Source organism: Pseudomonas sp. CLCA07 (genome assembly GCF_053615335.1).
In genome coordinates this window covers 242185-255784 of sequence record NZ_CM132131.1, presented here as the reverse complement: position 1 = coordinate 255784, position 13600 = coordinate 242185, and the positions used below count along the sequence as shown (strand labels likewise).

General features: G+C 56.5%; 11 protein-coding genes and 4 pseudogenes. 4 read left to right on the top strand and 11 right to left on the bottom strand.

Going from position 1 to position 13600, the window contains the following annotated elements; all coding sequences use genetic code 11:
• Positions 1-122 precede the first annotated feature (122 nt).
• Positions 123-191 (top strand): annotated as a pseudogene (locus tag ACWGZX_RS01225) (hypothetical protein); the annotation flags it as partial.
• Positions 192-260: 69 nt separating this feature from the next.
• On the opposite strand, the pseudogene ACWGZX_RS01220 reads toward ACWGZX_RS01225, so the two are convergent.
• Both ACWGZX_RS01220 and ACWGZX_RS01215 read right to left on the bottom strand, forming a co-directional pair.
• Positions 261-620: pseudogene (locus tag ACWGZX_RS01220) on the bottom strand (transposase); the annotation flags it as partial.
• A 189-nt stretch (positions 621-809) separates the two neighbouring features.
• Positions 810-1424: pseudogene (locus tag ACWGZX_RS01215) on the bottom strand (transposase); the annotation flags it as partial.
• Between the two features lie 448 nt (positions 1425-1872).
• On the opposite strand from ACWGZX_RS01215, the gene ACWGZX_RS01210 reads away from it, so the two are divergent.
• Positions 1873-3261: a DUF1254 domain-containing protein gene (locus ACWGZX_RS01210; protein ID WP_452628943.1), complete on the top strand. Its 1389-nt coding sequence runs from the start codon at positions 1873-1875 to the stop codon at positions 3259-3261.
• 539 nt (positions 3262-3800) lie between these two features.
• Positions 3801-4613, top strand: a complete 813-nt coding sequence (locus ACWGZX_RS01205; RefSeq protein WP_452626949.1) for a transporter — start codon at positions 3801-3803, stop codon at positions 4611-4613.
• Between the two features lie 467 nt (positions 4614-5080).
• Here the strand turns inward: ACWGZX_RS01205 and ACWGZX_RS01200 are convergent, their stop codons facing one another.
• The 8 genes and pseudogenes from ACWGZX_RS01200 to ACWGZX_RS01165 form a co-directional block, all read right to left on the bottom strand.
• The gene (locus ACWGZX_RS01200; protein WP_223511210.1) at positions 5081-5467 is read right to left on the bottom strand and encodes a YkvA family protein; all 387 of its coding nucleotides are present in this window, start codon (positions 5465-5467) and stop codon (positions 5081-5083) included.
• 240 nt (positions 5468-5707) lie between these two features.
• Positions 5708-7126: an ATP-binding protein gene (locus tag ACWGZX_RS01195; protein ID WP_452626948.1), complete on the bottom strand. Its 1419-nt coding sequence runs from the start codon at positions 7124-7126 to the stop codon at positions 5708-5710.
• Positions 7123-7785 carry a response regulator gene (locus ACWGZX_RS01190; RefSeq protein WP_452626947.1) on the bottom strand — a complete coding sequence of 221 codons (663 nt, stop codon included), beginning with the start codon at positions 7783-7785 and terminating at the stop codon, positions 7123-7125. Before ACWGZX_RS01190 ends, ACWGZX_RS01195 begins: the two co-directional genes overlap by 4 nt.
• Before the next feature lie 11 nt (positions 7786-7796).
• Positions 7797-8149 (bottom strand): annotated as a pseudogene (locus ACWGZX_RS01185) (tetratricopeptide repeat protein); the annotation flags it as partial.
• Complete coding sequence (locus ACWGZX_RS01180; protein ID WP_452626946.1) at positions 8080-8889, bottom strand: SDR family oxidoreductase; 810 nt, start codon at positions 8887-8889, stop codon at positions 8080-8082. The pseudogene ACWGZX_RS01185 and the gene ACWGZX_RS01180, both read right to left, overlap by 70 nt.
• Entirely contained in the window at positions 8876-9550 is a 675-nt protein-coding gene (locus ACWGZX_RS01175) for a TenA family transcriptional regulator (RefSeq protein WP_452626945.1), read from the bottom strand. Before ACWGZX_RS01175 ends, ACWGZX_RS01180 begins: the two co-directional genes overlap by 14 nt.
• Positions 9547-11028: an AMP-binding protein gene (locus ACWGZX_RS01170; protein WP_452626944.1), complete on the bottom strand. Its 1482-nt coding sequence runs from the start codon at positions 11026-11028 to the stop codon at positions 9547-9549. The genes ACWGZX_RS01175 and ACWGZX_RS01170 overlap by 4 nt, the downstream gene beginning before the upstream one ends.
• A complete protein-coding gene (locus tag ACWGZX_RS01165) occupies positions 11018-11695 on the bottom strand; it encodes a thermostable hemolysin (RefSeq protein WP_452626943.1) in 678 nt (225 codons plus the stop codon). Before ACWGZX_RS01165 ends, ACWGZX_RS01170 begins: the two co-directional genes overlap by 11 nt.
• A 258-nt stretch (positions 11696-11953) precedes the next feature.
• Between ACWGZX_RS01165 and ACWGZX_RS01160 the strand changes: the two genes are divergently transcribed.
• Positions 11954-12439 carry an adenosine-specific kinase gene (locus ACWGZX_RS01160; RefSeq protein ID WP_452626942.1) on the top strand — a complete coding sequence of 162 codons (486 nt, stop codon included), beginning with the start codon at positions 11954-11956 and terminating at the stop codon, positions 12437-12439.
• A gap of 31 nt (positions 12440-12470) precedes the next feature.
• On the opposite strand, the gene ACWGZX_RS01155 is transcribed toward ACWGZX_RS01160, so the two are convergent.
• A complete protein-coding gene (locus ACWGZX_RS01155; protein ID WP_452626941.1) occupies positions 12471-13373 on the bottom strand; it encodes a universal stress protein in 903 nt (300 codons plus the stop codon).
• Between the last annotated feature and the right edge of the window lie 227 nt (positions 13374-13600).

The window sequence follows — 13600 nt, the reverse complement described above, 5'->3', positions numbered from 1 at the left end:
CTTCCTGTACGAATTTTGTGGAAGCGAGCTTGCTCGCTTCTACAAAACCTCCCACCGGCTAAAAAACCTTGAGTCGGCAAAAAAAGCAAAACTGCCATGTGCTCCCCTCGTTCTTTCATCAGATGAACATGGCAAAACTCCCCATGCATCGTGATTTGGCATACTTTGACTTCAGCACCTCCAGCGCAGACGCCCGCTTGGCTAGCGGGACACCGCTGCTAAGCTTATCCACAATTGCTGATGCAAAAAATCAGCAAGCCGCCCTGGATGGCCTTGCTGTTGTCTTTTCGGAAGTTGGCGATGGTCTTGAGGTCAGGCATCAAACGCCCGGTCAACCACATCAGTTCGGCGTTGCGCTGAGCTTGACGCTCCAAACATCGACTTGACTGGATGCGGTTGAGATAGCCGTAGAAGTAGATCTTCAGCAGGATCGCGGGGTGGTAAGCAGGTCGATCAGAACCGGCTGGAATGACGCCTTAAAAACCCAGCTTGCCCAGGTCGACTTCATCAGCGAAGGCGTCGACTACGCGCACCGGATTGGTATCGCTGATGTAGTCGTCGAGGCTCTCGGGAAGTAAGGTGTTTAGGACTCGATGTTCGCTTTGGATGAAGCGCTTCATGGGCAATCCTTGCAATGAAATCCTCAGAAATCATAGCAACGTCTCGCAGACTTGCCTTGCGCCACTGCGCCCGGAACGCATTCGGCATAAGACAGATATCTGTGCGCCACTCGCCATAATTTTCAAAGCTATGAAGGTGATGAATGGTGATAGTAAAACCAATGCCCCTAATGCACAGACCAAACCAAACCCGTAGGTACTTTTTCCACTGAGGCGCTCGGGCTTGATGTCGAACTGCGCTTCGACACGGTCAATCATCGTCTTGATGCTCTCGACCTCGGCCGTTCGATGAGCCAGTGTGGGTTCCACATCTACGATGACACTCGGCACGCCACGCTGCCAACGCGCATCCGCTTTGATGGTGTTGGCGTCCACGGCGTAGCCTTCGCCCTTGACCAGGCCCGCATCCATGCAGCGACGCAGCACCTCATTGAACAACCAGCGAAACAGTTCGCTGTCCCGAAAGTGGCCGTGTCGGTTCTTGGAAGCCGTCGAGTGATTCGGTACTTAATCTTCGAGACTCAACTGGCAGAACCAGCGATACGCCAAGTTCAAATGGGCCTCTTCGCACAACCGCCGTTCGGAGCAAATACCGTAGTAATAACCCACGATCAGCATGCGGATCATCAGCTCAGGATCAATCGATGGACGCCCAATCGGACGATAGAAGTCGATGAGGTAATGGCGCAGATCGCTCAGATCGAGACACGGATCAATGCTGTGCAGAAGGTGATTGGCGGGGATGTGATCTTCAAGGTTGAACGAGTAAAGCAGCCGTTCCTGGCCACTCGACAACTGTTCCATCTTGCTGCGTGCTTCCCTGCTGGCCAATACAGAAATTTTGCCGGGAGCTACGTTTCAACACAATCAGCCTATTGTAGCCCGTGATACCTGGCAGTAATCGGTCAATAGCAAAGAAGAGTTTTGACCCTCATACGTTCGACGCCAAATCTTTTCGCGGTTCATCGAGAGAGTTCAGGTGCTTGGCAGCCGCATCAATTTAACAGGGAATTGGTGTCCGTTTTTGTAGGGTTCAATCCACACTGCCGCTGCTATGCTTGAACTCTTTCGAAAGGAGTTGGAAAACGAATACTCGATGGAGGGGATGACACGGATCGTAAAGAGACATCATGTCGCGAGCATCCGCGACATTGTTTATCGCCTAATTAGTAGCTAGCCAACACTCAGACAATTCAAAAAATGGAGTTTCAGGTTCATGATAACCACACTACCGAGAACATTTGGCTGTGCGATGGTATTGCTCTCGTCCTTTGGATTTACGCTCGCCCAAGCAGCGGACATCACTCCCGCCGAAACGAAAGCCATCGCCGAGGAAGGCTACATCTACGGCCTGCCCATCGTGATGAACTACGCAACCATGTACGACTATGCCGTGGACAAGAACTCCGGCCAGTACAAGGCGCCGTTCAACCACATCCACAGCATGCACAATGTCTTTACCTACAAAGACACAGCCATCGTCTCGCCGAACAGCGACACACCGTATTCCTTGATGTTCATGGATGTGCGCCGCGAGCCTATCGTGATTTCGGTACCGGCGGTGGAGAAGCAACGGTACTACTCGGTGCAGCTCATCGATAACAACACCTACAACTTCGGTTACATCGGCAGCCGCACCACCGGCAACGAAGCCGGCGATTACTTGGTGGTCGGTCCCGACTGGAAAGGCGTGACCCCGCCGGGAATCAAGAAGGTGTTTCATTCCCGCACGCAACTCCCCTTCGTGATCTTTCGCACCCAGCTCTTAAACTCGGCGGACATGCCGAATGTCGAAAAGATCCAGTCCAGCTACGCAGCACAGCCGCTATCGGCTTTTCTCAAGCAACCCGCGCCGCCTGCCGCGCCGGTGATCGACTTCCCGAAGATCGACAAGGATCTGGTGAAGACCGATTTCTTCAAATATCTGGGCGTTGTGATGCAGCTTGCCCCGGCCACACCGGAGGAAGCATCGATCCGCGCGAAGCTGGCCCGTTTGGGCATTGGCGCCGGCAAGGATTTTAACTTCCAGGCGCTCTCTACCGAACAAAAGGCCGCCATTGTTGAGGGCATGCAGGCTGGGCATGCGAAGGTCGAAGATGCAGTCAATCATCTCGGTACGCAGGTCAATGGCTGGAACATCGTGAGCTCCGGCGGTGACGCCGCCTTCTACAATGGCGATTGGCTAAAGCGTGCCGCCATCGCACAAGCGGGCATCTACGCCAACGACGCTGAAGAGGCGACGTACCCGATGGCCAAGGCACTGATCGATGGTAAGCCGCTCGACGGCAGCAAGCACAACTACACCATCACCTTTCCCGCCGGACAGCTCCCGCCAGTGAATGCCTTCTGGTCGGTGACCATGTACGACGGCAAGTCGCAACTGTTGATCAAGAATCCGATCAATCGCTACCTCATCAACTCGCCGATGCTGCCCAATATGAAGAAGAATCCAGACGGCTCGCTCACGCTGTACATCCAGAAGGATTCACCCGGCACGGACAAGGAAAGCAACTGGTTGCCCGCACCGAATGATCTGATCTACTTGGTGATGCGCCTCTATTGGCCGAAGACGGTAGCGCCTTCCATCTTGCCTGCTGGCAAAGGAACGTGGAGCCCACCCCAACTCGTCAAGGCTACGTGACCCACTGATAACCGGTTACAGCGGACGGCGCTGGTGCGCTGCCACTGTACCTGGGCATTAGAGTATCGCGGCTGATCGATAACTTACCCAGTAACAGCTTTTGTTCTGGGTAATAACTAACCTAGTCGTTTTACTGCCCCTCTACTGGACGAAGGCGACATAGCCTTCGATTCTTCACGCGGGAGCGGCAGTTGGCAGCCACCGGTGCTGGCGGTATTGAAGTGGCGCGATCTCGCGACTACTTGCTGTTGGCACGCATTCGTACGATTGCTCAGGTAATCGTCACCGCAACGGTAAAACTTTACGACTCCTCGTGCCTAGTCTCTACAAGACTTGGTTACGGGGGACGTTGAACTTGTGAAGTACGTAACCTCAGTATGAAGCAGGTATGCCCACAACAGATCGGGCGCCTTTATCTTTTTGGGTCAGTTAATCACGGCCCACTGAGATCGAGGTGTTCCAGTAACTTCTGCTTGTCGTTAGCAGGCTTCCGTTGATCATTGAGGAGCCAGCGGCGATCCGCATCCAAGGAATTCGACATGAACAAGCACATTGAACGACTTTTGCTATCACCTTTGGTTTTCGGTATTTCCGTTTCCAGTCAGGCCGATGATCAGGCGGAGTTGGCTAAACAGTCATTGAATCCAGTCGCGGCACTGTATAGCTTACCCATCCAATACAACTGGAATCAGAAAATGGGGCCCTCTGGTAATGGAATCCAAAGCGTCACTAATATCCAGCCGGTTTTACCCTTCACACTCAATGAAGATTGGAATCTGATCTCTCGCACGATTCTCCCGATCATTGATCAACACGGATTGGCACCGAGGGGTATCGCCGATAAAAGCGGAGTAGGCGACACCTCGCAAAGCTTCTTTTTCTCGCCCAAAAAGCCGACCGAGGACGGCTGGATCTGGGGCGCAGGCCCCGCGTTGTTGTTGCCGACCGGTAGTGATGAGCTATTGAGTAGTGAACAATGGGGGATTGGACCTACAGCGGTGGCGTTGAAGCAGGCCAATGGTTGGACGAACGGTATTCTGGCGAACCACATCTGGTCGCTGGACAACAACCCGGCCAATGACAAGGAGAAGGTCAATCAGACGTATCTGCAACCATTTCTGGTCTATACCACAGCGTCGTACACAAGTTTTGGCATTAATACAGAATCCACTTACGACTGGGAAGCCAGGGAGTGGAATGTGCCGATCAACCTGTTCGTGACGCAATTGTTCAAAGTTGGCAAGCAGCCCATGAGCCTTCAGGTGGGGCCGCGATACTGGGCGGACAGTCCTGAAGATGGTGCACACGGTTGGGGCTTTCGGGTGGCGTACACGCTACTCTTTCCTAAGTGAAACTATCCGTAAGATTTACTTTTAGCGATCGAATGGTTGATCGCCTGCGATTCGGTGAAAATCGAGAAATTGCTCCCCTTGATGAGGATAGATATGAATCAAGATCATCAGGATTCCTGTCTTTGAGGGCACATCAGTGTTAACTGAAATCGCTGCCTACGAGATGCGCAGTCCGGGCAGGTGAGGAAAGACACGACCAAGTGTTGTCCAGCTTCCGCGAGTAACGGCGCGTTTGAGCATGGCTTCGAGTTGCGGACATCCTGCCCCGAAGCCAACCGTACACAGCTTCGGGAAGGGGCTGGTCAGCCAGACCTGGGCTCGGGATCTATAGTGACGTTGACGACACTGGAGGTATTTAGGGCTGCCCAGCGTCCGCAATGGGTCGTTTTCAGCCCTTCGCGACAGGCAGCAATTGGCCGGCAGGAGTCATCCAATCATGACCGCTCGGTGGGGAAATCGACTTCTAATCAGAGGAAGTAAGCCCCCAAAATACCCGCAGCAACAAACCAAACTAATACAACGATAACTGCAGCAAATCTGTTCACTGGCCGCTTCATATGACTTTTCTCCCACTCACTCGCTTTGAGCTGACAGTGCTCGAGCACCTGTGCAGGCATCAGCCGAATAGCGAGCAGAATTCCAAGCGGCAAAATAATCACGTCGTCCAGGTATCCAAGCAGAGGAATGAAATCAGGAATCAGGTCGATTGGACTCAGAGCATACGCCACGACAAAAACCGAAATCCATTTGGGTAACCAGGGTGTTTGCGGATGCTGATAGCAAAACCAGAGAACCATGGTTTGCCGTTTTAGTTTTCTGGCCCAGCCACGTAAACGATCAAGTATGCGTTTCATGTCGTAATTGTCATTACCTGAAGGAACGTGCCTGCGAGCGTAGCGCCTTGGGTGATTGACTGCTATGGGTCGTTTGCTGCCCTACGCGACATTCAGCAGTCGGCCAAAAGCAGGCGCTCGGGAGCGCCTGCTCGTGATGGCAGTAGCAAATTCAATATGGATGTTGGCTTATACACCGCCTTCGCAAGCAAGCTCGCTCCTACAAGGACTCCGTTTAACTGGAGCAGCGAGAGATTTGACTCAATCGTTGGGCGGCAGCTCGTCTCTATTGCGCGGTAAAGAAACGCGTGTCTGGCTATCAGGAATAGTCAACGTCGCACGCAACCCGCCTTCCGGTCGGTTGTCCAGCGTGATGCGTCCGCCCAGCCGAGTCGCGATGGTGTTGACGATGGTCAGCCCGAGTCCCGCGCCCTGAACATTTCCGCGACTGTAAAAACGTTCGAACAACCGATCGCGATCTGCTTCGTCGATGCCTGGGCCCTGATCCTCGACGCTCAGCCAATAGACCCCGTCCGCCTGACCTAACTGCACGGTGATAACGCCCTGTTCGGGTGAAAAATTTGCCGCGTTACTGATCAGATTGTTCAGCGCAATGTCGATGGCCGCAGCATCGGCGACCACTTTATAGGGGCGGTCCTGGACGTCGAAGGCCAACTCAAGGTTTTTACTCAGTATCCAGGGCGTGAGCTGTGCCAGGCTGTCGCGCACGATTTCGGCCAGATCGATGCTGTGCAACACCGGCGCCATGGCTTTGGGCTCCAGGCGGGCCATGGTCAGCAATTGATTGACCAGTCGGCTGGTGCGGTCGACGCCCGCGATCAGAAACTCCAGAGAGTCACGGCGCTCTTCTTCGGTGCCGGCCTCCAGCAGGTTTTGTGCATGCACGCGCAGCACCGCCAAGGGCGTGCGCATTTCGTGGGCGGCATCAGCGATGAAGCGGCGTTCGCGGCCCAGCACTTCTTGAATCTGCGCCAGCATGCGATTGAGCGCCGCTTGCATCGGCTCCAGTTCACTGGGCAGCGGGGTCAGTTGCAACGGCTCCAGCGAGCCGCTGTGCCGCGCCCGCAAGGTCGCCGCCATGTTTTCCAGTGGTTTGAGGCCCCAGCCGATAGCGATCCAGATCATCGCCGCCAAAATCAAGCTGCCCAGTACATTGGGCCATAAGGTATGGCGCACGATCCGATCCACCAGATCCGAACGCACGTCGTCCCGTTCGCCCACCCAGATTCTCAGATCATTTTGTTTGTCTTCGAGCATGAACGCGCGCCAGTGGCGGTTGGTCAAGTCGACCACATCACTGAAACCGGGTGTCGCTGGTGGCGTGCTGAAGGAGGGCGCGCTGACCGTGTGTACCAGCACTTCACCGCGGCGATTCCAGACCTGAAAAGCCAGTTTGGTTTCATAAGGATGGCCGTCGCCCTTGGGCGCTGCTTCACCCAAGGCTTTATTGAATGCCTGGTACAGGTCGGCGTGATCCTTACTGCCCATGGGCATGCGCATCACACCTTGCAACAGCCGGGCGTTTCGAACCAGTTGGGCATCATAGACTTCGGCGATTTCGTGATTGCTGTCGTGCAGATTGAACAGGCTGATCACTGCCACGCCTACCAACATCAGGCCAATGATCAGCGTGAGGCTGCGACGCCGGATCGACGTCATCGACGCTCCTCCACCAGATAACCGACACCGCGAATGGTACGGATCAGGTCGGTGGAGAATTTTTTGCGCAAATGGTGGATGTGCACTTCCAGGGTGTTGCTTTCGGCTTCCTCGTTCCAGCCATAGAGCAACTGCATCAGGTGATCGCGGGTCATGACCCGGCCCGGCGGCGAGAGCAATTCGTGGAGCAACTGATACTCCTTGGGCGTCAGTGCTACCGGCTCGCCTTGATAGCTGACTTGCTGGGTACCGGGGTTCAGGCTGATCCCGGCGTGTTCGATCAGCATTTGAGCGCGCCCGACGCTTCGCCGCAGCAAGGCTCGCAGGCGAGCCTTGAGTTCGGCCAGGTCAAAGGGCTTGATCAGGTAATCGTCCGCCCCGGCATCCAGCCCGGCAATGCGGTCTTCGGTCGCGTCCCGCGCGGTGAGGATCAGCACGGGCAGGTTGGAACCGCTGTTGCGCAAGCGACGCAGCACTTCAAGCCCGTCCATGCGCGGCAGGCCGAGGTCGAGCACTGCCAGGTCAAACGTTTCGCTCAGCAGCGAGTGCAAGGCGCTGGCGCCATCCTGTACCCAATCGACGGTGTAACCTTCGCGGCCTAAGGCTTGATGGATGCCCTCGCCAAGGGCAACGTCGTCCTCGATCAGTAATAAGCGCACACGAGCTCCTGTCAGTCGAGTTTCTTGTTCACGTCCACCAGCAACGCTTCGACCTCTTTGCGTCGCCCTGCGTCGGCGGTTTTGGGGCTGCTTGCAGGGCTTTTTGCAGCGCGCTTCTGGCTTCGCTGTAACGCTTTTGACGGTAGAGGTGATCGCCCCAGAAGTACAGACTATCGATGCCGTCCGGGTTGAGTTGCAAGGCCTGCTTGAGTAGCTGTTCGGCCTTGTCCGAGTCACCAAAACCGATGGGCCAGCCCGGTACGCGGTCATAGAGCGCGCCCAGACTGAATTTTTTCATGGTTTTAAATGCTCGTTGTCGGGTTTTTCGCTCAGGCGACGGATCAGCGGCAATTGCTTGCGCAAGCCTCGGTCCACCAGATTGGGCAGCAGGCTGTTCAGACGAACGAAAAAACGCTCCGGCCAGCCCAGGTACACGTCGCGGTGATCACCCGCTATCGCATGAATCACCGCGGCCGCGACCGTTTGCGGATCATCGACGTTTGCCTTCAGCGCATCGTTCAAGGCCTGTGCCGCCGGGCTGTTCATGCGGGTGCGGGTGGCGCGCGGGGCGACATAGAGCACGCTGACACGGGTGTCCGCCAGTTCCCGACGCAGGGCCTCGGAAAACCCGCGCAAGGCAAACTTGGTGGCGCAATAGCTGGCGTAACCGGGGTAGCCGATGGAACCGTAGGTTGAGCCGACGTTCACCACCATCGCGCTCTCGGCTTGTTTGAGCAGCGGCAGCAGTCGTTTGGTCAAGCAGATCGGCGCGCTGATGTTCACCGCCAGCATGGCGTCGATGTCACTGTCCTCCAGCTGTTCGAGCATGGCGAATTGGTTGACCCCGGCGGCATTGATTAGCAGGTTGATTCCACCCATGATTTCGGCAGCGCTCAGCACCCGACGCCTGTCGGCGAGATCGGTCACGTCCGCGCCGATCCAGCAAAGGTGTTGCGGATAGCGCATCAACAACGACGCCAACGGTTCCTTTTGCCGAGACACCGCCAGCACCCGGGCACCACTGGCGCACAGGGCGGTTGCGATCGCCAGGCCGATACCACCGCTGGCACCGGTGAGTACCACACGAGCTTCAGACAGGCGCATGCAAGTTCTCCCCGTCGCGCGGCAAGCCACGGAACATGTCGGTGTAGAGCGTGTACACCACTTTGGAGGCGTGAATCACGGCGGCCTGGTCGGCGTGGTCGTCGAGTGCATTCATCAGCCGCCGATAGGTTTGCATGTGTTCGATGTCCAGAGAGCCATGGGAGCTGAGGTAGCTGAAGGCGCTTTCCGGCAAGTCCAGCCGCTCGCGAATGCTGCCGGCCGCGTGGGTGGCCAGGGCGATGCTGGTGCCTTCCAGCACGTTGACCATCCCGAACAGACCAACCGGGTTGTCACGGGCAATCAGGTCGTAGAGAAAGCTGACCATCAATTCGATCGGCATGCACGGACGACCGTTGCGCACCGTGTCCCTGTCGCCACCGCAGGCTTCGATGTCATTGAGTACCCATTGTTCGTGGCCATATTCATCCTCGATGTACTCGCAGACGGCTTTGCGCAGCCATTCCAGGCGCATCGGCAGACGCGCACCGCAGGCCATCATCAAGGGCACGGTGTGGCGCACGTGGTAATAGGCTTGCGCCAGGAAAGCCCGGTAGCTTTCCAGGCTGACCTTGCCCTCAAGGGCATCGAGAATGATCGGCAGATTGAACAACACATGGCGTTCTTGTTGCGTGGCTTCTTGCAGCTGGTCGAAAAAGCTCATGATGCGGATTCCTCGGGAAATGCAGATTCAGACAGTTGCGCCCGGTAACGCTCGACGATGGCGTCACGGCGCAGTCGGCCATTGGCGGTGAGCAGGCCATTGGCGGGGGTGAAGGGGTGATCCAGTCGAGTCCAGTGATGGACCTGGGCGTAATCGGGCAAGGCCTCGTTGGTTTCGGCGACGGCGGCGGCCAGTTCTTCGTCGGTGCATGCCGGGCGATGGGGCCAGAGCAGTGCATGGTTGTGTGGCATGGCTTCGCCGTAGACGAAGGCCTGGGCGATGTGGCGGCGCTGGGTCAATTCGGCCTCGACCCATTCCGGGTTTACGTTGCGCCCGAAACTGGTGACGAATTGATGCTTCTTGCGCCCTTTGAGGTAGAGAAAACCGTCGGGGTCGAACTCGCCGAGATCGCCGCTCGGCCACCATCCATTGGTGGACGGCGCCTCGCCCAGATAACCAAGCAAGGTCGAGCCCTTGATCAGCACTTCGCTGTCCTCTGCCAGGCAAACCTCTACGTGGGGCAGGGGCTGGCCCACACTGCCGGGACGGTGCGCTCCGGGCCGATTGAGGCACACCACCGAGGCGCACTCCGACAGTCCATAGCCTTCGTAAACCGGCAGGCCGATACGTCGCGCGCGGTCCAGCAATTCATCGGAAACCCGCGCGCCACCCACTGCGGCAAAACGCAACGTGCCGGGGTTGAAGGCGTTCTGCTCGGCGGCGCTGACCAGCATCAGTAACAGCTGCGGCACCAGGATCAGGCTCGCGGGGGCACGGGTGGCCAGGCAGCCGAGCAGCCGTGGCACATCAACGCCGCTGGCACCCTGAATACCCAGGGTTCTCTGGCTGGGCACGCTCAAGGTTGCACCGGCATACAAGGCGGCATAGCAACCGAGGTTTTCCAGCAGGATCGCCAAAGGCAACAGCGCCAGGTGATGCTGCGGGTTAGTGGGTTTGCTGGCCTGATCCAGTTCGCGTGCGACAGTTAAAATGCTCTCAGCGCTCAGACACACGCCTTTGGGCGTACCCGTGGTGCCGGAGGTGAAGGTCAGTTTGGCGGTCCCTTCGGGCATGCGATGCGGGTCATCGAAGGTGCGGCACCAGAACTCACCGGTTTTTTCGTACCCGGCCAATTGCAGTTCTGCGTCCAGTTGCGGATCGGCAATCACCCGTTCGGCGTGGCTCTGTTCCAGGCAATGGATGCGTTGAGCCGGGCTGAAAAATGGAGGCAAGGTCAGGCAGGTCAGGCCTTCAAACAGCGCAGCCAGGTCCCAGAGCATCGCTTCCACGCCATTATCCAGCGCCAGAGCAAGCACCTTGATGTGTTCATTGCGCAGACGCTGCTGGCAAGTCAGCACTTCGGCGTACAGCGTGGCGTAGTCCACTTTCAGTTGATCGCCCCACAAAGCAGTGGCGCCGGGCATGCGTTCAGCATGGTCGCGCAAGATCTGTTTGAAACGTTCGGTTTCAGGCGACATGGCTCGATTCCTCGTTGGACGTTGGCAACCCCAGGCGATCGAATATCCCGCTGTTGTGCAAATGGATGAAGCCGGCGCGGATGTTGCCCACGTGCACCCAGGGTTTGCTTTCGTAATAGCTGCCCCAGTGGTGGCGTTCATCACCCAGCCGCTCGGGATCGGCAGCGCAGAGCGTCACGGGTTTCAAACCCAGGCGATGAAAGCTGTTGACCAGGCCGACGTTGCCGGTAAATGCCACCCATTCCAGGCCGCCCATGGCCAACAGGTAAGTGATAGCGATGATGCTCATTCGCGCGCTGCCGGTGTCGCTGGCGGCCAGGTTGCCGACTTCGACGATGCCTGCGCGGCCCACGGGGCAACCGGCAGCAGCGCTGATCAACGGGTCGATTGAATCGTCCAGGTAACGCTCCAGAAACAATTGGCCGAGACTCGCCATGCGAATGCCAGCCACCGCACAGAGCTCGCCCGACGCGTTACTCATGCCGAACAGCTCGGGCATGAAATGACGGATGTCGGCACCGTGGGTCTTGCGGAAACGTTGCTGGATAAAGTCCTCAAACAGGCGACGGCGGGGCTCGTCCGGCAGGGCTCTGTCCAAACTCATCTGTTCGGTTTCGGTTTGGCCGAAACGCAGGGGAAGCGCAATGTTCCAGTCAAAATCGGGCATTGGAAGACGCCTCCACGGGTCAGTTCGGGAGGAGTATCAAAGGCATTGCTTAAGAGAGTCTGAAGGTAGCAAAAATGGGGGAGGGGAGTTGTCTTCAGAGGGGCTTGAGACTTGGCGGGGAGGGTTAGCCAATCTGTTGCATCGACCGGTTGAATCCACAGCCAAAAGCAGTCAAAGGAAGGAGCAATATCAAATGAGTAGCTATGCTTGGTCTGTTGCCAGTCTCTGGTAGCAACATCATGAATGGAGGTGTTTGAGATGCAACTCTCCACGTTGAAAATCGATAAGCCGGATGAAACGAACTTCATTTTGGGTCAGACGCACTTCATCAAGTCCGTCGAGGACATCCACGAAGCGTTGGTAAATGCCGTGCCAGGGATCCAGTTTGGCGTGGCCTTTTGTGAAGCCTCTGGCAAATGCCTGGTGCGATGGTCTGGCACTGATACCTCTATGATTGAACTTGCACAGAAAAATGCGAAAGCCATCGCCGCAGGCCATAGCTTCATCATTTTCCTGGGCGACGGTTTCTATCCGCTGAACGTGTTAAACACCATCAAAATGGTTCCAGAGGTATGCCGTATTTTTTGTGCAACAGCCAATCCAACTGAAGTGATTCTCGCTGAGACGGAACAAGGGCGAGCAATCCTGGGCGTAGTGGATGGCTTCTGTGCCAATGACATTGAAGGCGACGAAGACATCCTGTGGCGCAAGAACTTCTTGCGGCAGATCGGCTACAAGCTGTGAATTGCAGAGAGTCATTTAATAGCGAATCCATTCACTGATCCGCAGATCCCGTAACGGCGAAAATGTTGCAGGGCACTTGATACAGAACATGCTCCGTCGTACTGCCCACCCATTTGCCCAGACCCTTGCGATGCGCATTTCCCATGACGATCACATCGGCGCGGTGATGCGCTGCAAAGTCGGCCAGCGCTTTGCCAGGCGGCCCCTCAACGAAGTGTTGTCGCTCAGTGGGCACGCCGTAGTGGGCGGCCAATGCGATAAATGACTTTTTCAATGACTTGCGCACATCGCTGCTGAAGCCCGGCATCGTCACTGCACCAGCGCCTGCGTCGGAAATATGTGTCTGCGAAAGATCGTAGGCATGCAGCAGATGCAGCTCCGCGTTGCATTGCATCGACAATCCGTTCGCTGCCTGGATGATGCGGTCGTTTATGCCAGTGATCTGAGTCTCGGGATGTGACGGATCGACTGCCGCCACTACCACCCGTGGAAGTGGACACCTGACTTCGCTGACCAAATGCACAGACACCGGGCATTCGCGCAACAGGTGCCAATCCAGAGGCGTAATAAAAACGCGTTTGAGCGCTGACTCGTGTTGCACGTCCTTGATCAACAGATCCGGCTGCATTTCTGCCACGTGCCGAAGTATTTCTTGCAACGCGGTTCGCGTAACAAGCACTTCGGTACTCACCATGACCCCGCGCCCGCGGATTAGATCGGCTTCATCCTTCAGCCACCTTTCGTTCTCTTGCTGACAGGCCTCACGAAAACGCGCACCGGCGCTCATCAACCCCATAAGGTTGGAGTCTTCGATAAACACCGTGATGTGCAGCGCTGCACCAGTGGCTTCGGCAATGGCAGCAGCTCGCTCCAACGCCGGGGTGTGACGCATGGCTGGACCGGCTATCAGTAAGAGTCGTTGATATTGGCTCATGTAACACCTCCAAACGTTCCGGGATATCTAGCTCCCCCAACGCTCTCGCCTGTCACACCACGACGATTTGCTATCGCCTCAACTATCTGGATCAACACTATCAATATACGCCTGGATTCCATCAATTCCCCACTTGGCCGGATCGACTATTTTCAACAGAATCGGACGAATGGGACCGTCGGGTATGGCTTTGCGATGCCGAGGTGAGGATAGGGGGTCGAACCCCT

Coding starts and splice junctions, on each gene's coding strand:
- ACWGZX_RS01165 (WP_452626943.1), bottom strand. CDS start 11,695: ATGCCCGATTTTGACTGGAACATTGCGCTTCCCCTGCGTTTCGGCCAA.
- ACWGZX_RS01160 (WP_452626942.1), top strand. CDS start 11,954: ATGCAACTCTCCACGTTGAAAATCGATAAGCCGGATGAAACGAACTTC.
- ACWGZX_RS01200 (WP_223511210.1), bottom strand. CDS start 5,467: ATGAAACGCATACTTGATCGTTTACGTGGCTGGGCCAGAAAACTAAAA.
- ACWGZX_RS01155 (WP_452626941.1), bottom strand. CDS start 13,373: ATGAGCCAATATCAACGACTCTTACTGATAGCCGGTCCAGCCATGCGT.
- ACWGZX_RS01180 (WP_452626946.1), bottom strand. CDS start 8,889: ATGCGCCTGTCTGAAGCTCGTGTGGTACTCACCGGTGCCAGCGGTGGT.
- ACWGZX_RS01205 (WP_452626949.1), top strand. CDS start 3,801: ATGAACAAGCACATTGAACGACTTTTGCTATCACCTTTGGTTTTCGGT.
- ACWGZX_RS01210 (WP_452628943.1), top strand. CDS start 1,873: ATGGTATTGCTCTCGTCCTTTGGATTTACGCTCGCCCAAGCAGCGGAC.
- ACWGZX_RS01170 (WP_452626944.1), bottom strand. CDS start 11,028: ATGTCGCCTGAAACCGAACGTTTCAAACAGATCTTGCGCGACCATGCT.
- ACWGZX_RS01195 (WP_452626948.1), bottom strand. CDS start 7,126: ATGACGTCGATCCGGCGTCGCAGCCTCACGCTGATCATTGGCCTGATG.
- ACWGZX_RS01175 (WP_452626945.1), bottom strand. CDS start 9,550: ATGAGCTTTTTCGACCAGCTGCAAGAAGCCACGCAACAAGAACGCCAT.